The 19,700-nt window shown below is 60.5% G+C and carries 15 protein-coding genes; 11 read left to right on the forward strand and 4 right to left on the reverse strand.

Annotated elements, in window-relative coordinates; all coding sequences use genetic code 11:
- Positions 1-45 precede the first annotated feature (45 nt).
- Positions 46-1,728 carry a DNA repair protein RecN gene (recN, locus tag DXY04_RS03665; protein WP_115161023.1) on the reverse strand — a complete coding sequence of 561 codons (1,683 nt, stop codon included), beginning with the start codon at positions 1,726-1,728 and terminating at the stop codon, positions 46-48.
- 77 nt (positions 1,729-1,805) lie between these two features.
- Between recN and DXY04_RS03670 the strand changes: the two genes are divergently transcribed.
- The 7 genes from DXY04_RS03670 (at position 1,806) to purF (ending at position 11,648) form a co-directional block, all read left to right on the forward strand.
- Positions 1,806-3,665 carry an AarF/ABC1/UbiB kinase family protein gene (locus DXY04_RS03670; RefSeq protein WP_115161024.1) on the forward strand — a complete coding sequence of 620 codons (1,860 nt, stop codon included), beginning with the start codon at positions 1,806-1,808 and terminating at the stop codon, positions 3,663-3,665.
- 24 nt (positions 3,666-3,689) lie between these two features.
- Positions 3,690-4,271 carry an alpha/beta hydrolase gene (locus DXY04_RS03675; RefSeq protein WP_115161025.1) on the forward strand — a complete coding sequence of 194 codons (582 nt, stop codon included), beginning with the start codon at positions 3,690-3,692 and terminating at the stop codon, positions 4,269-4,271.
- A 101-nt stretch (positions 4,272-4,372) separates the two neighbouring features.
- Positions 4,373-5,431: a threonine synthase gene (gene thrC, locus DXY04_RS03680; RefSeq protein WP_115161264.1), complete on the forward strand. Its 1,059-nt coding sequence runs from the start codon at positions 4,373-4,375 to the stop codon at positions 5,429-5,431.
- Between the two features lie 436 nt (positions 5,432-5,867).
- Positions 5,868-7,025 (forward strand): DNA polymerase III subunit beta, encoded by a 1,158-nt coding sequence (dnaN, locus tag DXY04_RS03685; protein WP_115161026.1) that lies wholly within the window; start codon positions 5,868-5,870, stop codon positions 7,023-7,025.
- 1 nt (position 7,026) lies between these two features.
- Entirely contained in the window at positions 7,027-7,782 is a 756-nt protein-coding gene (locus tag DXY04_RS03690) for an RNA methyltransferase (protein ID WP_115161027.1), read from the forward strand.
- Positions 7,783-7,822: 40 nt separating this feature from the next.
- A complete protein-coding gene (gene purL / locus DXY04_RS03695) occupies positions 7,823-10,129 on the forward strand; it encodes a phosphoribosylformylglycinamidine synthase subunit PurL (RefSeq protein ID WP_115161028.1) in 2,307 nt (768 codons plus the stop codon).
- Between the two features lie 61 nt (positions 10,130-10,190).
- Positions 10,191-11,648: an amidophosphoribosyltransferase gene (gene purF / locus DXY04_RS03700; protein WP_115161029.1), complete on the forward strand. Its 1,458-nt coding sequence runs from the start codon at positions 10,191-10,193 to the stop codon at positions 11,646-11,648.
- Between the two features lie 7 nt (positions 11,649-11,655).
- Here the strand turns inward: purF and DXY04_RS03705 are convergent, their stop codons facing one another.
- The 3 genes from DXY04_RS03705 to queG are packed head-to-tail and all read right to left on the reverse strand — an operon-like array spanning position 11,656 to position 16,036.
- Positions 11,656-14,124, reverse strand: a complete 2,469-nt coding sequence (locus DXY04_RS03705) for a DNA topoisomerase (ATP-hydrolyzing) subunit A (RefSeq protein ID WP_115161030.1) — start codon at positions 14,122-14,124, stop codon at positions 11,656-11,658.
- 45 nt (positions 14,125-14,169) lie between these two features.
- On the reverse strand, positions 14,170-15,033 hold the full coding sequence (locus DXY04_RS03710) for a tetratricopeptide repeat protein (protein WP_244278559.1): 864 nt from the start codon (positions 15,031-15,033) through the stop codon (positions 14,170-14,172).
- A 37-nt stretch (positions 15,034-15,070) separates the two neighbouring features.
- Entirely contained in the window at positions 15,071-16,036 is a 966-nt protein-coding gene (gene queG, locus DXY04_RS03715) for a tRNA epoxyqueuosine(34) reductase QueG (protein WP_115161032.1), read from the reverse strand.
- A 36-nt stretch (positions 16,037-16,072) separates the two neighbouring features.
- Here queG and DXY04_RS03720 point away from each other — a divergent pair, with 36 nt between their 5' ends.
- The 4 genes from DXY04_RS03720 to ftsY are packed head-to-tail and all read left to right on the forward strand — an operon-like array spanning position 16,073 to position 19,670.
- Positions 16,073-16,720 carry an HpsJ family protein gene (locus DXY04_RS03720; protein WP_115161033.1) on the forward strand — a complete coding sequence of 216 codons (648 nt, stop codon included), beginning with the start codon at positions 16,073-16,075 and terminating at the stop codon, positions 16,718-16,720.
- A gap of 50 nt (positions 16,721-16,770) precedes the next feature.
- On the forward strand, positions 16,771-17,505 hold the full coding sequence (locus DXY04_RS03725; protein WP_006849770.1) for a DUF502 domain-containing protein: 735 nt from the start codon (positions 16,771-16,773) through the stop codon (positions 17,503-17,505).
- A gap of 3 nt (positions 17,506-17,508) precedes the next feature.
- The gene (nusB, locus tag DXY04_RS03730) at positions 17,509-18,144 is read left to right on the forward strand and encodes a transcription antitermination factor NusB (RefSeq protein WP_115161034.1); all 636 of its coding nucleotides are present in this window, start codon (positions 17,509-17,511) and stop codon (positions 18,142-18,144) included.
- On the forward strand, positions 18,144-19,670 hold the full coding sequence (gene ftsY, locus DXY04_RS03735) for a signal recognition particle-docking protein FtsY (protein WP_115161035.1): 1,527 nt from the start codon (positions 18,144-18,146) through the stop codon (positions 19,668-19,670). The genes nusB and ftsY overlap by 1 nt, the downstream gene beginning before the upstream one ends.
- The last annotated feature ends 30 nt before the right edge of the window (positions 19,671-19,700 follow it).

A 19,700-nucleotide genomic window follows, 5' to 3' on the forward strand; every position in this document is an offset into this window, starting at 1 on the left:
CAGGACCCGTTGGAAAGCTCAAGAGCTTAGGAAGAACTCAAGCCTTCAAGCTGTTCGCTGGTCCAGCAGGCTCGCTGCATAGGCATCGGCTTGATCGCCACCAGCGAGGTCTGCCAGCTCCTGGCGGCGTTCCTGAGTGTCCCGCAGTCGGGACACTCGCGAATGGGTGATGCCGTCTTCAACATGCTTGCTAACCCGGAAATGGTGATCGGCCACTGCCGCCACGAGCGGTTGGTGGGTGACGCAGAACACCTGACGCTGACGAGCCAGGGTCTGAAGCAGATCGGCCATCGCTCCACTGACGCGTCCACTGACCCCGGCATCAATCTCATCAAAAAGAAGCGTGCTGGATCCATCCACTGCGGCGAGGGTGGTCTTGAGTGCGAGCAGAAAACGGGACATCTCACCGCCGGAGGCCACCTCCGTTAGCGGTGCCATCGGTTGACCGGGATTGGCGGAGAACAGGAATTGAACAGCGTCCGCCCCATGCTCAGCCGGATCACAGGGGGTGAGATCCACCTTGAAGCGCACGTTGGCCAGGCCCATGGGTGGCAACAGCTTCAGCAACGAGGCCTCTAAGGCCTCCGTCGCCTTAAACCGCTCGCGACGCAGGGCCGCATTGGCCTGATCACGCGTCTGGCGACGGACGGTTTCGGCCTGTTGCAGGCGGGCGAGATCCGCCGCGAAGCCTTCCGATCCCAAACGATGAAGCAGCTCGTCGCGCCGCTGAATCAAACCGGCCAGATCAAGGCCGTAACGGCGCTGCAGCCGTTTTAAAACCGACAAACGGTCCTGAATCCGCTCCAGCTGGTCTGGATCGCTCTCCAGCGCCAGACCGTATTGATCGAGGGAGCGCAACAAACCGTCCACACCTGCTTCGAGATCCAGCGCCTGATCACGCAGGGGCTCAAGCGAACCATCCAGCTGCGCCATGGCCTGCAGCTCCTGGATGCACGCCGCGAAATGTTCCTGCAGGGAAGGCGCCTGATCCACACCGTCGCGGAGACGCCCAAACAACAAGGCCAAACCCTCCAGCAGCCTCACGCCATGGACGAGGCGGTCTTGATCCTGTTCCAGCCGCTGCTGCTCGTCGGGGTCGTCGAGATCGGCAGCTTGCAGCTGCTCCAACTGCTCTTCCTGTTCAGCCTGCTCCTGTTCGGAGCGCTGCTGCTCCTGCTCAAGTGCCGTCAGGGCATCTGCGGCCTGGCGCCATTCGGTCCAGGCATCAGCCACCTGAACTTTGAGCTCAGCCAATGCCGATCCACCGAGACGGTCAAGCCAGAGCCGTTGCTGCCCCGCCCGCGACAACAACTGGGTCTGTCCCTGAACTGTGAGATCAATCAACAGCGGCCTCAGCTCAAGCAACTGATGACGGTTCACTGTGGAGCCATTCAGCCGACAGCGACTGGAATAACGATCACCCTCCTGCCGTTTCCATTCCCGGCTAATCAGAAGCTCTTCTTCGGGATCAAACTCCGCCGCAATCAACCACTGCTCCAGGGCAGGGTTGAGTTGAAACGCAGCCTCGATCCTGGCGCGATCCGAACCTGTCCGCAGCAGACGAACGCCGCTGGAGCCCTGCGCTCCACCCAGCACCGCATCGAGGGCATCAAGAAGGATCGATTTACCGGCGCCGGTCTCACCGGTGAGCACCGTGAAACCCGAGCTGAACTCCAGTTCAAGACTCTCAATCAGAGCGATGTTCTGCAGCAGCAGACCGGTGAGCACGTCCAGCCCTGTGATGATGCCGACCGTAGCGGCAGCTCGGTTCGTTTAGAAGGGGTGTCGGACATCCCGATGAATTGATGGCGCAGGAGCTCGGGGATTTCATCGAAGCCGCTGGGTTGCTCGAGTACGACCCCGCCGCCATCACACGTATTTATGCCGGCCATCCCCAGCGGCTGATCCGCCGGCTCTGGCAAACCCTCGTACCCATCGGCCTGTTGCTGCTGGGCGTCGCCTTCGACTGGATCTTCCAGTTGCTGAAGGATGAGGAACGGGCCCGGGCTCGAGCTCGCGAATGCGCTGAACTTCTCGTGGATCTTGGTCCCGCCTTCATCAAGGCCGGCCAGGCGCTCTCCACCCGACCGGACATCGTCCCCCCGCTGCTGCTGGAAGAACTGGCCCAGCTCCAGGACCAACTGCCCGGCTTCGACAGCGGCCTGGCCATGGCCTGCATCGAGGAAGACCTGGGCGCACCAGTGGATGACATTTTCGAGCAGCTGGACCGGGAACCGATCTCAGCCGCCTCCTTGGGTCAGGTGCACAAGGGAACCCTCAAGGGTGGCGCAAGGGTGGCGGTGAAGGTGCAGCGCCCGGGGCTGCGCGAACAGATCACCCTGGATCTGTACATCGTGCGCAACATCGCCGCCTGGTTGAACAGCAACATCGGATTGATCCGCAGCGACCTCGTCGCCCTGATCGATGAACTGGGGCGACGGGTGTTCGAAGAGATGGATTACCTCAACGAGGCCTCGAACGCTGAGACCTTCGCTGAGCTGCATCAACACAACCCTCGCATTGCTGTTCCGACGATTTATCGCAACGCCACCAGTCGCCGGGTGCTGACGATGGAGTGGATCGACGGCGTCAAGCTCACCAACCTTGATGCGGTTCGCGAGCTCGGTGTGGACCCGGACGACATGGTGGAAGTGGGCGTGAACTGCAGCCTTCAACAGTTGCTTGAGCATGGCTTCTTCCATGCCGACCCCCACCCCGGCAATCTCCTGGCTCTGGAGGACGGTCGCCTCTGTTATCTCGACTTCGGGATGATGAGCGAAGTGAGCCGCGAGTCACGCACCGGCTTGATTCAGGCCGTGGTTCATCTTGTGAACCGGAACTTCGGGAAGCTCTCCAAAGACTTCGTCACCCTGGGGTTCCTGGCGGAAGACGTGAACCTGGAACCGATTGTTCCCGCCTTTGAAAAAGTGTTCAGCCAGGCCTTGGAAGCCGGCGTCAACCGCATGGATTTCAAAGCGGTCACCGACGACATGTCCGGTGTGATGTACAAATTCCCCTTCCGGGTGCCGCCTTACTACGCCCTGATCATTCGATCACTGGTCACCCTGGAAGGCATCGCCCTCAGTGTTGATCCGAACTTCAAGATCCTCGGTGCTGCCTACCCCTACTTCGCCAGGCGGCTGATGGAGGATCCCGATCCCCAGTTGCGTCAGAGCCTTAAAGAGATGCTGTTCGACGGGGACGCGTTCCGTTGGACTCGTCTGGAAAATCTGGTCTCCAGTGCTGCAAGCCAGGCCCAGCTGGATCTGGAGGCCTTGCTCGATCAACTGCTCGACTTCCTGTTCTCACCCAAGGCAGGACTGCTTCGGGATCAACTGGTGACCGCGACGGTTGATCGTCTGGATGCTCTGGGTTGGTCGACGATGCAACGCCTGGGTCGACGCCTCCCCAAACGACTGCAACCCTCCGCCATTGCCCAGACACCTCCCGGGCTCTCCGATCCACTGATGCAACTGGAGCCGGTGCGGGAATTGATCCAGGTGTTGCAATCCTTGCCGGGATTCACCCCTGAGCTTCTGCTGCGTCGAATGCCAAGGGTGCTCAATGAACCAGACACCCGGCGCATGGGCTTCAAGGTGGCTCAGGGGCTAGCCGAACGGGGAGTTGTCCGCTTGGTGCGGGTCGCCGCTGGAGTTCCGGCCTAACTTCCGGCCAACACCTTCAGCGTGATGCTCCCCAAGCCCTTCACCCGTTCCTCTCTGCTGGCGATGGCGGCAGGGCTTGGGCTTAGTTTGAGCTGCGTCATGCAACCCCTGCATGCCGCCACGGAGGTCGCCCTAGTGAGTGGTGCCTTCCGCCGCTCCATTCCAGTGAAAGAAATCGAACACCTCGCCGAAACCGGTGATGCCACTGGTCTGCTGGAGGATCTGCTGGAGCTCTCCGAGCAGGACCCCAACGAGGTGGCGCAGATGCTCAACCAGAGCCTCGAGCTTCCCCTGGTGCTCACAAGCCGTCTGATCAACACACGGATCGGTGAAGCCATCCTGCGTCGTGTCGCACGCATCATTCATCCGATCTACACACCGGAACCTGAGGTGAGTGTTCCGGCGATCCGCGCCGGAGTGATCAGTGGATTGCAAAGCGAAGATGGCCTCACGGCAGTGAGCTTTTTGAAGAGCTACCCCAATGCCGTCATGGCGGTGAATCTTCCGGCTCTGTTTGGAGTGATCGAAAAAGCGGAATCCATCGCCGGTCTGGTGCAGTTTTTCTCCGACTCCCCCTTGGACGGATTGAAGGAAGCGCAACCCTGACCAAGCCCTGAACGGACGCCGCCTAGATTCCGGCAATCCCCCCATCCCAGCCGGTGTCCCTGTTTCAGAACCTCCGTCGGCGTTTCACTGCCACCCCTGTGATGCAGGACTGGCCTGGACTGATTGAGGCCTATCGCAGCTGGCTGCCCGTCAGCGATGCGACGCCCGTGATCAGCCTGCGTGAAGGCGCCACCCCTCTGATCCCCGTGCCATCGGTTGCGGAACAGATCGGCAAGGGCGTGAAAGTGTTCGTGAAATACGACGGCCTGAACCCCACAGGGTCCTTCAAGGACCGGGGCATGACCATGGCCATCAGCAAAGCCAAGGAAGCCGGTTGTGAAGCGGTGATTTGTGCCAGCACGGGCAACACCAGTGCTGCGGCTGCGGCCTATGCCAGGCGGGGTGGGATGCGGGCCTTCGTCTTGATCCCGGATGGCTATGTCGCCCAGGGAAAACTGGCTCAGGCGCTGGTGTACGGCGCTGAGGTGTTGGCAATCCGCGGCAACTTCGACCGCGCCCTCGACATCGTTCGCGAAGCGGCAGAGAAGTATCCCGTCACCCTCGTGAACTCGGTGAATCCCTACCGGCTGCAGGGCCAGAAAACGGCGGCCTTCGAAATCGTGGATGCCCTCGGTGATGCACCCGACTGGCTGTGCATTCCCATGGGCAACGCCGGAAACATCACCGCCTATTGGATGGGTTTCCAGGAATATCAACAGGCCGGCCGGAGCCGCAGCCTGCCCCGAATGATGGGATTCCAGGCCAGCGGATCCGCCCCACTGGTGAACAACACCACGGTGACGGACCCCGAAACCATCGCCACCGCCATTCGCATTGGCAACCCGGTCAACCGAGCCAAAGCGCTGGCAGCTCGCGAAGCCAGCAATGGCGCGTTCCTGGATGTGACCGACGCGGAGATCCTCTCGGCCTACAAGCTGCTTGGCGGCCAGGAGGGAATCTTCTGTGAACCCGCCAGCGCTGCCTCTGTGGCAGGCCTGCTCAAGCGCAAAGATGAAGTGCCAGCCGGCGCGACTGTGGTCTGCGTTCTGACCGGCAACGGCCTCAAGGATCCCGACTGCGCCATCAGCAACAACGCCGCCGCCTTCCACACCGACCTCAATCCAGATCTGGGCACCGTCGCCAGTGTGATGGGCTTCTGACACACCGACTTGCATCAACGCACTTCTGCCCCCGTCAGGGGGCTTTTTTATGGCCGTAAGACAAAACCAACCGACAAAGCGGCTGCGGAAGACGCCCGAAAACCATCCCAACACGCTGTGGAAAACAGGCGAGAACTATCCAGCCGTTTGTCGCGCGGGTTTTCCACCCGCTGTGAAGAGGTGGAAAACAAAGCCTCACTCCCCATCCTGTGAAAAATTCTCCTCAGCCCTGGCTCATGGAGAACTGTGATGAGCGCTGGTTTCTGAGCTACTTTCCCCCTTTTCCCCAGGCCCTACGACGGCTGTTTTTGTTTTTTATTTTTTAAATCCATAAGAACCAAACAGCCGAACAGAGGCTCCCGAACCGTTGGCCATTGCACTTCCCCTCAGCCTGTGAAACCGTGGGACACCTCAGCGCGCTCAGGTCTTCAGGACGATGAAGGTGGTCTGTTCACAGTCCGAACTGAATAGCGCTCTGCAATTGGTGAGCCGTGCAGTCGCCACACGCCCCACGCACCCGGTTTTGGCCAATGTCTTGCTCACCGCCGATGCCGGCAGCAACCGCCTCAGCCTGACCGGTTTTGACCTGAGCCTGGGAATTCAGACGTCCCTCGCCGCCAGTGTGGAAACCAGCGGGGCCATCACACTGCCGGCCCGGCTGCTGGGAGAAATCGTGTCTCGCTTGTCCAGCGATTCTCCAGTCACCCTCGCCGTAGACGATTCCGGTGAGCAGGTTCAGCTCACCAGCCTCAGCGGCAGCTATCAGATGCGCGGCATGAGCGCTGACGACTACCCCGATCTTCCGATGGTGGAGAGCGGTATGACGCTCAAGCTGCAACCTGAACGGTTGGTGCAGGCTCTCAAAGGCACCCTGTTTGCCAGCAGTGCTGATGAAGCGAAGCAACTGCTCACCGGCGTGCATCTCAAATTCAACCAGCGGGCTCTGGAAGCGGCTGCCACCGATGGTCACCGCCTTGCTGTGCTCAATGTTGAAGATGCCCTGCAGGATGCGGCCCTGACCGATGCGGTGCACGACGAGGGGTTCGCCGTGACGCTTCCATCGCGCTCACTGCGGGAGGTGGAGCGGCTGATGGCGTCCTGGCGGTCCGATGAACCGGTCAGTTTGTTCTGTGATCGCGGCCAGGTGGTGTTTCTTGCGGCCGACCAAATGGTCACCAGCCGCACCTTGGAAGGCACCTATCCCAATTACGGCCAGCTGATCCCCGATGGTTTCACCCGCACCTTTGGAATGGACCGTCGCGCTCTGATCGCTGCTTTGGAGCGGATTGCTGTGCTTGCTGATCAACACAACAACGTTGTGAAATTCAGCAGTCAGCCCGAGGACGGTGTTGTCCAGATCAGTGCCGATGCGCAGGATGTGGGCAGTGGATCTGAATCGCTTCCCTCCAACTTGGAGGGTGACGCCATGCAGATTGCCTTCAATGTTCGCTACCTGCTGGATGGCCTGAAAGCCATGGGCTCTGATCGGATTGTTCTGCACTGCAACGCGCCCACCACGCCGGCTGTGCTCCGTTCCGAGGATGCGTCCGAAGCCTTCACCTATCTGGTGATGCCTGTTCAGATTCGTTCCTGATGTGTCGCTACCGGATCAGCTGCTCCTCAGTGATCTTCTGAGTCATACGGTTCGTTGTGATCTGGGTCTGGATCACGGGCCTGGGGTCATGGCCTGGATGCATCCGCCGGTGCATCGTCTTCTTGGCTGGGTCAGCCGTCCATCGGCTCTGCGCATGTCACGGGATGTCTGGCGTTTGAACCAGTGTTGTGGTTTGAGCGATCAACAGGTGTTTGTGCGTGGCGAGCCGGCGGTCACCGATCAGGTGACCCTGGAGCGCTTGCCCACGCTGATGGATGCAGCCTTGCTGGATCGTGACGGTGAGCGGATCGGCAGCGTTGTGGACCTTGATTTTCGACCTGCCGATGGCGCGATTCTTCACTACCTGATTGCCCGCAGCGACCCGCGTTTGCCGGGGAGTTCCCGATGGCGTTTGGCTCCCGATCGCATCCTTGATCAACAACCGGGTCAGATCCAAACCGGCCTGATGGGATTGGACGATCTGCCCATGGCCCGCGCCAGCGTTCGGCACGATCTACTCCAACGCACACAACTCTGGCGGGACCAGTTGCGTTCCATGGGTGATCGGGCCAGCGATCGCCTGGAGGGTTGGTTGGACGACTCGCCCATCGATGAGCTGCGATCGGAAAGCGTGCGCTTCAGAACCGACGACGAGGACGAACCAAGAAAGGTGTTTGGACCTGAAGTCTGGGATGACGAAAGCTGGGATGAGCCCCCCTCTCGCCGCCGCCGCGAGGACGAAGATCCCTGGGTCTGACGGGCGGTCGGCAACACTGGGGGGAGGTGCTCCGCGATTCGTGGTTTCCTCCCCTGCGTACGACATAGCTGCAGCCCTGAAGCAGGAAGGGCTCAAGCCCAGTGACTGGGATGAGATCTGTCGGCGTCTCGGCCGCGAGCCGAATCGAGCCGAACTGGGCATGTTCGGCGTGATGTGGTCCGAACACTGCTGTTATCGCAATTCCCGGCCTCTCCTGAGTGGCTTCCCCACGGAGGGACCACGCATTCTTGTGGGACCCGGTGAAAACGCTGGTGTGGTGGATCTCGGTGGGGGCCATCGGTTGGCCTTCAAGATCGAAAGCCACAACCACCCCTCCGCCGTCGAACCCTTTCAGGGGGCAGCCACAGGGGTGGGCGGCATCCTGCGTGACATCTTCACGATGGGGGCCCGTCCGATCGCGCTGCTGAACGCTCTGCGCTTCGGTCCTCTTGAGGATCCCGCCAACGTTGGCCTGATGGAAGGCGTTGTGGCCGGCATTGCCCATTACGGCAACTGTGTTGGGGTGCCGACGGTGGGTGGCGAGGTGGCTTTTGATCCCTCCTATTCCGGCAATCCGCTGGTGAATGCCATGGCCCTTGGCCTGATGGAGACCGAGGAGATCGTCAAATCCGGTGCGATCGGCGTCTGCAATCCTGTGGTGTACGTGGGCAGCACCACCGGTCGGGACGGCATGGGGGGAGCCAGCTTTGCCAGTGCTGAGCTCAGTGCCGATTCCTTGGACGATCGCCCCGCCGTTCAAGTGGGCGATCCGTTTCTGGAGAAAGGGCTGATCGAAGCCTGCCTTGAGGCCTTCGCCAGTGGTGATGTGGTGGCAGCGCAGGACATGGGTGCCGCTGGTCTCACCTGCAGCTGTTCGGAAATGGCGGCCAAAGGGGGCCTGGGGGTGGAACTGGATCTGGACCGTGTTCCGGCTCGTGAAACCGGGATGACGGCTTACGAGTTCCTGTTGTCGGAATCCCAGGAACGGATGTTGTTCGTGGTGAAGGCCGGCCGGGAGGACGCCTTGATGCAGCGCTTCCGTCGCTGGGGCTTGCAGGCGGCGGTTGTGGGCAAGGTGCTCCAGGAACCGATTGTGCGGGTGTTGCATCACGGTGCCGTCGCCGCTGAGGTGCCGGCCACGGCTCTTGCCGACGACACCCCAATCGAAAAACATGCCCTGTTGCAGGAGCCCCCGGCAGACCTTCAGGCGCTCTGGAGCTGGACCGAGCAGGAGCTTCCGGAGCTGAGCGATGCCGCGGCAGCACTGCTGCAGCTTCTGGATGACCCCACCATTGCAAGCAAGCAGTGGGTTCACCGTCAGTACGACCAGCAGGTGCTGGCCAACACCGTGGTCTCGTCTGGAGCTGCTGATGCCGCTGTGGTGCGTCTCAGACCTCAGCAAGGCGATGGATCCATGGCTGCAGCCAATCGAGGTGTTGCCGCCACGGTGGATTGCCCCAACCGTTGGGTTGCCCTGGATCCCGAACGCGGCGCTCAGGCGGCCGTTGCCGAAGCGGCACGCAACCTGAGTTGTGTGGGGGCGGAGCCTCTAGCGGTGACCGACAACCTCAATTTCCCCTCACCGGAGACACCCAAGGGCTTCTGGCAGCTGGCCATGGCCTGCCGTGGGATCTCCGATGCCTGCCGTGCCCTCAACACCCCTGTCACTGGCGGCAATGTCTCGCTCTACAACGAGACCAAACAGGATGACGGCACGATGCAACCGATTCACCCCACGCCGGTGATCGGCATGGTTGGTGGTGTGGATGACATCAGCCGTGTGACTGGCTTGGCCTGGCAACAGCCCGGCGATGCGATCTTCCTCATCGGTGTTCCGCCGGAGGATGGTGCCGATCCCAGCCTTGGTTTGGCCGGCAGTGCCTATCAGCAGCAGACCCTTGGCTCCTTGGCCGGACGACCGCCCAAGCCCGATCTTGCCGTCGAAGCAGCGGTGGGGCATTTGGTGCGTGAGGCCATTGCTCAAGGTTTGTTGGCCTCCGCTCACGATTGCAGTGATGGCGGCTTGGTCGTGGCGTTGGCTGAATCCTGCATCGCCTCTGATCTGGGCATCAGCGTGACCTTGTTAACAGGCTCAGCGCGCCTGGAGCGGGTTCTGTTCGCTGAAGGCGGCAGCCGGGTGATTGTGTCGGTGAATGCAGCATCCCTCCCTGCATGGGAGCAGTTGATCGGATCCAATCCAGCGCTTTGTGTCACCCAGCTGGGCAGCGTGACCGCGGAGTCTCGACTGGTGATCCGATCCGAATCGGCTGTTCAGCTCGATCTTGAGGTGCAACGCTGTGCTGCTGTTTTCCGTGATGCGTTGCCCCGAAGGATGCATTCGGAGTGATTGAGTCAGGCGTTGCCTGACGGTCGTTTCTCTTCCTTATCTCTCTGACTTCGGATTCATCATGTGCGGCATTATCGGAATGTTCTGTGTTGACTCGGTCAACCAACAGATCTACGACAATCTGCTTCTGCTTCAGCACCGCGGTCAGGATTCGGCAGGGATTGTCACGATGGACAATCACACCTTCCATGTGCACAAACAAAGGGGACGTGTGCGTGAAGCCTTTCGCACAAGAGACATGCGAAAGCTGCTGGGAAATGCCGGGATTGGCCACGTTCGTTATGCCACCCGTGGTGCTGCTGCGTCAGAAGAGGAAGTTCAGCCGTTTTATGTGAATGCCCCCTATGGCATCACTTTCGTTCACAACGGCAATCTCACCAACACCCTTCAGCTTGAGCAAGATCTGTTCAAGATTGATCGTCGTCACACCAATTCCACCAGCGATACGGAGATGCTGGTCAATGTGTTGGCCACGGAGATTCAATCTCAACTCACAGGACGTGATCTGACACCGGATCAGTTGTTTGATGCGGTGGCGTCACTCCATCACCGCGTTCAGGGCTCCTACGCGGCGATCGCTTTGATTGCGGGCCACGGAATGCTGGCCTTCCGGGATCCCTACGGAATTCGTCCCCTGATTCTCGGCAGGCGGTTGTCTGACCAGGGTCGTGAGGAGTGGATTGTCGCCAGTGAATCGCTGGTGATTGAAAACAGTGGCTATGAGATCGTTCGCGATGTTGATCCCGGTGAGGCGGTGTTCATCGACGCTGATTCGAACTTGCACCAGCGTCAGTGTGCTGAGTCTCCCCGCTTGATTCCCTGTGCTTTTGAGTACGTGTATTTGGCGCGGCCGGATTCCGTTATGAACGGCATTTCCGTGTATGAGTCGCGCTTACGAATGGGTGATCGTCTGGCTAAGACCATTGCTGAAACATTGCCTTCTGGTGATATTGATGTTGTGATGCCGATTCCTGATTCAGCAAGACCTTCGGCGATGCAGGTGGCCAAGCAATTGGGTCTTGAGTATCGAGAAGGGTTTTACAAAAACCGTTATGTCGGCCGCACTTTCATCATGCCGGGTCAAGCTGAAAGGAAGAAATCAGTGCGGCAGAAGCTCAATGCTCTCGGAACTGAATTCGCCGGGAAGAATGTTCTGATTGTCGACGATTCGATTGTTCGTGGAACAACATCCCGCGAGATTGTTCAGATGGCACGCAGCGCTGGAGCCAACAAGGTGACGTTCACGTCGGCTGCTCCACCGGTTCGCTACCCCAATGTTTATGGGATCAACATGCCAACCCGTGCGGAGCTCCTTGCCCACGGTCGAACCAGTGATCAGATCTCAGATGTTCTCGGGGCTGATCATGTTGTTTATCAGACCGTTGAGAATCTGCTGGAAAGCATTGTTGAAAACACTGAGATCAAGGATCTCGAAATGTCTTGTTTCGACGGCCACTATGTGACCGGCGGAATCGACGAAGATTATTTCCAGTGGCTGGAGCAGAATTGCCGCTCCTGATCGGGGGTTAGGAATTCGATTGAATCGCGTTAATCACATCAACGATGGCCTCTCCCTTTTGAAGAGACGCCTGCTGCGTGGGTTTATCTCCGGATTTTGAGATCTTGATGTTGTCCGGATCCAAGCGCCCGTGACGATCCTTGCTGGTGCGCACACCAACAAGACCGGGTCCAGTGCTGATGCCCACCAGGCGATCCGATTCCGCATCAATCTGTACCGCCATGCTGCCGAGATCGCCCCGCTGGTTGTAGCGCAGGCCTGAGCAGTCGATTCGCACGATTACCCCCTGTTTGGTGATCAACATCAGTGGTGTCTGTTCCGTGCATACGGCTCCAACCATCTGTTCCCCGGGGAGCAATCGCATGGTCATGGGTCCCTGTGCCAATCGACCCATCAACGGAAGTGAATCTTCAGTGACTCGCAGTCGCAGCAGGCGACCGATGTCGCTGATCAGCATCAGTGTTCCCTGATCGCGGCAGATCACTGCACTGTTGAGCTCGACTCCCTCTTTTAACTTGAGAACGCTGGTGGCTCGACCGGAAAGGTCCACCACTTCGCTGAGGGGGAGCCGCTTAAAGCGTCCATCGCTGCTGAGCAAGCCCAGACTCAGGTCGTCGATGTTCTGGCTGGGCAGCGACAGCAGCGAAACGATGGGGTCCCCGTCGAGGCCCGTGGGCAGGAATCGGTCAATCGGGCCGGGTTGCTGTCCAGCAAATTCCCAGCGCACCTGGGCGATGCGTCCCCCCGCACTTACTGCCAACAGTCGTGGTGGTGGCTCGATCGGCAGGATCACCCGTGCCGGAGATGGTGCATCACCAATGGGGCAAGGATCATTGAGGTGCAGTCGGCCCAGCACCTGGGGGGTGACGATCTTCACTTGGCCATCGGCCTGGATCAGCACCCGTCCATCTCCGGGAAGTGCAGCCAGGGCCTGCTGACGCAGCAGTTCCGTGTTCGGCCGTTGGCTGGCTGCCCGTTCGGCCATCAGGGCATCACCGCCCTCCACCAGGCGGGTTCGCCGCGGGGTGCTGAAGTGTTTTTTCAACGCCTTGAGCTCTGTCACCATCGCGTCCAGCAGCTGATCCCGGTTGTCCAGGAGCAACTTCAGGCGTTGACGTTCCGCTCGAAGCTCATCCAGCTCCTGGCGCAGGCTTTCCTGTTCGAGTCCGGTCAGGCGCCTCAGGGGCATGGCCAACACCGCATCCGCCTGCCGTTCGCTGAGCTCGAGGCGCACCATCAGGCTGGCGCGGGCTGAGGCGGCGTCATTCGCCTCCTGAATCATGGCGATCACAGCCTGAAGGTTGCTCAGGGCTGTGATCAGTCCTTCCACCACCTCAAGCCGATCTTCGGTCTTGCGCAGGGCATGGCTGGTGCGCCGGATCAGGGTCAGTTCCCTGAAATCGAGGAAGGTCTGCAGCAGTTGGCGCAGCGACAGTTGCTGGGGTTGTCCATCCACCAGGGCGAGAAGGATGGCTCCGAAGTTGCTCTGCAGTGCCGTTCGCCGTTGCAGATCCTTCAGCACCTTCTCGGGATCTGCATCGCGACGCAGCTCCACCACCACACGCATGCCTTCGCGATCGCTTTCATCGCGGATGTCTGCAATTCCGCCGATTTTTCCGTCGTTGACGGACTCCGCCAGTTTTTCGATCCAGCCGGCCTTGCTGAGCTGGTACGGCAATTCGGTGACGACCACGGCATTGCGTTTGTGGCGCCCTTTGCCCGGTTGCACTTCTTCGGTGTGGGCCACGCCGCGCATCGGGATGCTGCCGCGTCCATGCAGGTAGGTGTCCCGCAGGCCTGAGCTGATCAGCACTTCACCGCCTGTGGGGAAGTCGGGCCCTGGGATCAGCTCCATCAGTTTTTCGTCACTCAGCTCCGGTTTGCGGATCAGGTCGATCAGGCCATCCACAACCTCTCCCAGGTTGTGCGGGGGAATGCTGGTGGCCATGCCAACGGCGATGCCGGAGCAGCCGTTCAGCAGCAGGAAGGGAAGCTGGGCTGGAAGAACGGTGGGTTCCTGCTGGGACCCATCGAAGTTCGGTGCGAAATCAACCGTGTCCTCACCGATCTCCTCCAGCATCGCCTGGTGAGAGATCGGCGCCAGGCGGGTTTCGGTGTACCGCATGGCCGCCGGTGGGTCGTCATCCACCGAGCCGAAATTGCCATGGCCGTCGAGCAGTGGATGACGGCTGGAGAAGCTCTGAACAAGCCGCACCAAGGCGTCGTAAACGGCTTGATCACCGTGGGGGTGGTATTTGCCGAGGACGTCTCCAACAACCCTCGCGCATTTCCGATAGGGACGGTCTGGGGTGAGCCCCAGTTCCTGCATCGCGTACAGAATCCGCCGCTGGACGGGTTTGAGACCATCGCGGGCATCGGGCAACGCCCGACCCACGATCACGCTCATCGCGTATTCGAGGTAGGAGCGCTGCATCTCCTGATGCAGGGCGATCGGTTCTACGCGCTCCTCAGCCATTCGGTCTGTCGCTCTCCGACCGGAAGGCGCTCAGCCTACAGATGATCACTGGCTTTTCTTCCACGTTGCGTTGGCTTGGGCTCGTTCCACGCTGTTGGTGAGCTGCGGCTCGCTCAGCAATTCTGCCGTCGCCTCACGGATGCGCACACCCCAAAGCTGTTCGGCTTGATGCAGGGGCAGAACGTAGTTGGGGTTCTTGGCCAATGCTGTGGATGCCAGCTGGATCGCCTCGGTCTGCTCACCTTGTTGATGCAGCGCTGCGGCCAGGGCCAGCATCGGTTCTGCGTTGGTCTCCAGCTTCAACACCCGGCGCCAACGCCGCACGGCTTCCTGCCGCTGGCCCATCTCAAAAAGCACCAGGGCCTGGTTGTTCAGGGCTTCCCAGAACTCCGGCTTCAGGGCCGTGGCTTGTTCGAACGACTTCAGGGCCAGATGGAGTTCGCCCTGCATGATCCTGGCGTTGCCGAGGTCGAAATAGGCCGAAGCGTTGTTCGGATCCAATTGGAGTCCGCGGGTAATCAAGGGAACGGCATGGTCCGGTCGCTCTGCCCGCAGGGCGATCGCTGCTTCGGCGAACCACAAGCCGGCTTTTTCAGGATTCAGCTGCTTGGCCCGGGCCAGAGATCGGCTTGCGTCCTTGAGGTCATTGTTGCGCAGTTGAGCTTCCGCAAGGATCGACCAGAATCGTTCGTCATTGGGGTTGAGCCGCACCGCCAGAGCCGCCAGTCGTGCTGCGTCCTTGGCTTGTCCCAGCTGAAGCAGCTGTGCAGCGGTCCGACCGATGCCGATCGATGAGCCCTTGAGTTCCGCTTCGGTAGGCAGATAGACGTAGGGGATCAGGGCGTTGGCTGCCGGGGCGCCGAACCAACCCCCCAGAACGACCAGTGCAGCCGCCAGCGTTCGACGCAAGCCAATTCGACGCAGCACTGGAGCGAGAGTGGAGTCGCTAAAGCGTAGGTGTGGGATCCGGTTGTGCTGCAGCGGCGTTGCGACGCCACATCCAGGGTTTGATCCGTCGCAACGCCGATCCCCGCAGGTTTTGGTCCCAGGCGCTGTCGTCCCAGCTCTGGATCTGCTCCTTATGCAGATTCAGCAGCCATCGGCGTGGCTGCACCTCGGGATCATTGCTTTGGGGCAAGCTTCGATGGTTCCAGGGGCAGACGTCCTGGCAGATGTCACAGCCCGCCACCCACGGTCCAAGGGCGGCGCGAATGTTCTTCGGTAAGTCGTCCTCACGGTTTTCGATTGTGTGAAAGGCCAGGCACCGTCTTGCATCCACCACAAAAGGTTCGCGGATCGCATGCGTGGGGCAGGCATCGATGCAGGCAGTGCAGCGTCCACAGAGGCTGCGGGCTGGTGGGTCGGCGTCCAAGGGCTCCGTTGTCAGCAGATGGCCGATCACCATCCAGGAGCCCCGTTCGGGGTGAATCAGGTTGCTGTGCTTGCCGATCCAGCCCAGGCCGGCTTCCTCAGCCCAGGCCTTGTCCAGCAGCGGTGTGGCGTCAACACAGGCGCGCCAGCCGCAGTCGGGCCGTTGTTCCGTAAGCCAGCGACCGATTCGTCGCAGCCGTTGATCCACAACCCGGTGATAGTCCCGCCCCCAGCCGTAGCGGGCGACTTTGAGGGAGCCGGGGGAGGCTTGAGCGTCGACGTAATAGTTGAGGCCAACGGCGAGAAGGCTGTTGGCTCCGTCCAACAGCAGCCTGGGGTCTCTCCGACGGGGGGCGGCCATCCAGGCCATGTCAGCTTGATGGCCATGGTCCAACCAGCGCTGCAGAGCTTTGGTGCGCAGCTGCAGCCGTGGGCTTCCCGGGATTCTGGCAATGCCAACGGGATTGAACCCTTCCTCAGCGGCGCGGCGCTTCAGAGCCTCGCTTAAACGAGTTTGTTGATCGGTGACATGCCCTTGCATCGACCTTAAGGTTGGGCGCTTATCAGCATCTTCTATGTGACCGGCACTGAGACAGGACGGGTTGCTCCCTTGCTGCGCTGGCTTGGTTTGACCCTCGTGGTGATCCTCGTCCTGCAGATGCTGGCTGTTCTTGTCGGTGTCGACTGGGGTGCTGATGCTCCACGCCCGCAGGTCACCGGACCGCTTGTTGCCCTTGCTCCTCTGGGATTTGCCGGTTTGTTGATCTGCCTGGTCGGATCACGGCTGGATCATCCCCATCAGCAGCGCACTCCTTTGCGTCTGCTGATCGCCGTCCTTTCTGCGCTGTTGGCCCTCGGCATGGTGATTGCCGTGCCCATGTCTCTGGATGGGGGTGCGGGTGACATGGCCCGTCAGCGCAATCTGGAACTGGGCCGCGAAGCGCTGAAGGATGCCCGAGCCTTCCGTGCCGATGCAGCGCAGGTCACCTCCCTTGGTGAGCAGCTGGCCCAGGCCGGTCAACTCGCTGCCGATGCCACCGAGGACGACAAGCTGCGGGCGGCTCAAAAGATGGTGGACGATCAGATCGCCCAGATGGAAGCCCAACTCAAGACTGTTGAGGCCGGCCAGGCCCGTGAATCCCAGCAGCGGTTCATCGGTGGAACCATCACGGCTGTGGTTCTTGCGATTGCGTTTGCGCTCCTTGCGTTCACGGCAGTGCTCTGATCGCTGGTTAGGTTGGTCAGACTTCACTCAAAGCTGGGCGCAGTAGCTCCTTGGTCCAGTCCAATCCCAGACCTGATCTGCCGCTGTCCGCAAGGCTTCGGCAGGATCTGAAAAACGACCTGATTGCAGGGTTGCTGGTGGTCATCCCGCTGGCGACAACGATTTGGCTGTCAACGATCGTCAGTCGCTTTGTTCTGGCGTTCCTGACCTCGATACCGAAGCAGTTCAATCCGTTCATCACCCTGAATCCACTGCTTCAGGATCTGATCAATCTGGCTCTCGGTCTCACGGTGCCTCTGATGGGCATCCTTCTGATCGGCTTGATGGCCCGAAACATCGTGGGTCGCTGGCTGTTGGAGTTCGGTGAAGGCACCTTGAGCCGGATTCCCCTGGCTGGATCGGTCTACAAGACGCTGAAGCAGCTGCTTGAGACCTTTTTCCGCGACAATTCCTCCCGCTTCCGTCGTGTTGTTCTCGTTGAGTACCCACGGGAGGGATTGTTCAGCGTTGGTTTTGTCACTGGGGAGGTGGGGCCTTCCCTTCAATCCGATCTGAAGGAGCCTCTTTTGAGTGTGTTCATTCCCACCGCTCCGAATCCCACCACCGGTTGGTACACCCTTGTTCCAGCTGGATCCGTCCGAGAGCTTGAGATCAGCGTTGAAGAAGCTTTCCGAACGATCATTTCGGCCGGCATCGTCAACCCCGATGATCGTGAAGCTCCAGTGAATCGGAGTTTCTCCAGCCTCATGGCCCAGTTACGGGCTTCTGCATCTCCTTCCAGCTGAGTCATGGCCACACGATCCCTTACACGCGAGCTGGCCTTGCTGGTGCTTGGTCAGGTGCCGGAACAGAAGTCAGTCTCAGTTGCTGACCTGGCCCTTGATTCGATCCTGGACCAGGCTCTCGACACCCTCACCCAGCACTGGCGTGAGTCGCTTGATGCCAGTGCTGCAGAGCTCGATCAGGCGCAGCAGTCCCTGCTGGACAGCGAGCTACAGCAGGGCGAATCAGGAACCCATGACACCGTCCGCACCCATCTGCGCACCTCTTTGAGTTCCGCTGAACAAGTGCTGAATGGTTTGTCCGCCAGTCTTGAGTTGCCTCGTCTGCTGTTGCTTGGCGACCAGGAGCAGATTCGCCGCGGCGCTATGGAGCGGGTTCAGAAGGTGCTCACCCAGCGCGAAGGCATCGACAAACGGTTGGATCAGGTGATGGAGGGCTGGAGACTGACCCGGCTTCCGCGGATTGATCGGGACATCCTCCGGTTGGCTGTCGTTGACCTGGAAAGCCTTCGTACTCCGGCTCCGGTGGCGTTCAACGAGGCGGTTGAGTTGGCCAACCGTTACAGCGATGAGCAGGGTCGCCGGATGATCAATGGTGTGTTGCGTCGCTTCCATGACGCTCAATCGAAAGCATCGGCCTGATGGTGTTCAACTGGTTCGAACGACAGGCTGAGGAGTCACCGACGCCGGAGCCGACGCCCACCCCCGCGCAGACGCCGGAACCGACGGCTGGTGGGACTGATGCTCCCGTCTCAGCAGCGCCGGAGCCGACTCCAGCTCCTGCAGCCAGTGAGGAAGAGGATGAGGCTCTGGTTTGGGCTCGCGAGGCCTATGCCCGGCTTAAGGCTCAACAACAGGCTGCGGCCTCTGTTGCCGAAGCGGCCCCCGAGTCCACCCCTGCGCCCAGTCCAGAACCAGCGCCTTCACCTTCACCAACCCCAACACCAGGACCGGCACCGCTACCAACCCCGTCTCCAGCACCCTTACCGACGCCGGCTCCGGCGCCAGCCCCCGGACTGTCGCTGCTGGAGCAGGCCGCGGCTCAACGCCAGCAGCGACAGCAGGATCTGGATGAACGGGCTCTCGAGGCTCCCCCTGCACCCACGCCGGCTCCCACCCCTGCGCCAGCTGTCGACTCAGAAGAGCCTCAGTTGGGTGATTTTGATCAGGATTTCACCTGGTCTGCTGAGGTGCTTGCAGCCCAGGGCCGTCGCGTTGATCAGGTTTCCCTCGAGGAAATCGATTGGTTGGGTCGGCTGCGCCGCGGTCTTGAAAAGACCCGTCAGGGCTTTGTCACCAGCCTTCTGGAGAATCTCGGTGACGATCCGCTGACGCCGGAGGTTCTCGATGATCTCGAAACCCTCCTGCTGAGGGCGGACGCTGGCGTCCAGGCCACCGATCAGGTGCTGGATGCCCTGCGACAGCGGATGAATGAGGAGGTGGTCGATCCTGCGGAGGGGATTCGGTTCCTCAAGGAACAGCTGCGTGGCCTGTTGGATGCCCCGATCCAGGCCAGTGGTGTGCCTCTTCTGGCGCCCGAACGGGATCGCCTCAACATCTGGTTGATGGTGGGGGTGAATGGGGTTGGTAAGACGACCACCCTTGGAAAACTTGCCAACCTTGCTGTTCGTAGCGGCTATTCAGCTCTGATCGCGGCCGCCGACACCTTCCGGGCTGCAGCAGTCCAGCAGGTTGAGGTCTGGGGAGAGCGCAGTGATGTTCCGGTGGTGTCCAACCCCAGCAGCAATGCCGACCCCGCTGCCGTTGTCTTCGACGCGATTGGTGCCGCTCGCTCGCGGAACTCTGATCTGCTGTTGGTGGATACCGCCGGACGCTTGCAGACCAAGCACAACCTGATGGAGGAACTCCAAAAAGTCAGAAAGATCATCGACCGTTTGGCGCCGGAGGCGAAGGTTGAATCCCTGCTGGTTCTTGATGCCAGTCAGGGTCAGAACGGGCTTCGCCAGGCCATGGCCTTTGCCCAGGCGGCCGGTCTCACCGGCGTTGTGATCACCAAACTCGATGGCACGGCCCGTGGCGGTGTCGCGCTGGCGGTGTCGTCTGAGGCCGGATTGCCGATTCGTTTCATCGGCGCTGGGGAAGGGATTCGTGACTTGCGCCCCTTCAACAGTTTTGAATTCGTTGAGGCTCTGCTGGCTGGACGCTGATGCGTTGCTACCTTGCGGACCCTGGGGGTG

This window comes from Synechococcus sp. UW86, from assembly GCF_900474085.1.
Taxonomy (GTDB): domain Bacteria; phylum Cyanobacteriota; class Cyanobacteriia; order PCC-6307; family Cyanobiaceae; genus Parasynechococcus.

What these genes read in the sequence shown, in the direction of transcription:
- ftsY (WP_115161035.1), top strand. Translation starts at nt 18,144, where the DNA reads ATGGTGTTCAACTGGTTCGAACGACAGGCTGAGGAGTCACCGACGCCG.
- purF (WP_115161029.1), top strand. Translation starts at nt 10,191, where the DNA reads ATGTGCGGCATTATCGGAATGTTCTGTGTTGACTCGGTCAACCAACAG.
- nusB (WP_115161034.1), top strand. Translation starts at nt 17,509, where the DNA reads ATGGCCACACGATCCCTTACACGCGAGCTGGCCTTGCTGGTGCTTGGT.
- dnaN (WP_115161026.1), top strand. Translation starts at nt 5,868, where the DNA reads ATGAAGGTGGTCTGTTCACAGTCCGAACTGAATAGCGCTCTGCAATTG.
- queG (WP_115161032.1), bottom strand. Translation starts at nt 16,036, where the DNA reads ATGCAAGGGCATGTCACCGATCAACAAACTCGTTTAAGCGAGGCTCTG.
- DXY04_RS03670 (WP_115161024.1), top strand. Translation starts at nt 1,806, where the DNA reads ATGGCGCAGGAGCTCGGGGATTTCATCGAAGCCGCTGGGTTGCTCGAG.
- thrC (WP_115161264.1), top strand. Translation starts at nt 4,373, where the DNA reads ATGCAGGACTGGCCTGGACTGATTGAGGCCTATCGCAGCTGGCTGCCC.
- DXY04_RS03705 (WP_115161030.1), bottom strand. Translation starts at nt 14,124, where the DNA reads ATGGCTGAGGAGCGCGTAGAACCGATCGCCCTGCATCAGGAGATGCAG.
- DXY04_RS03675 (WP_115161025.1), top strand. Translation starts at nt 3,690, where the DNA reads ATGCTCCCCAAGCCCTTCACCCGTTCCTCTCTGCTGGCGATGGCGGCA.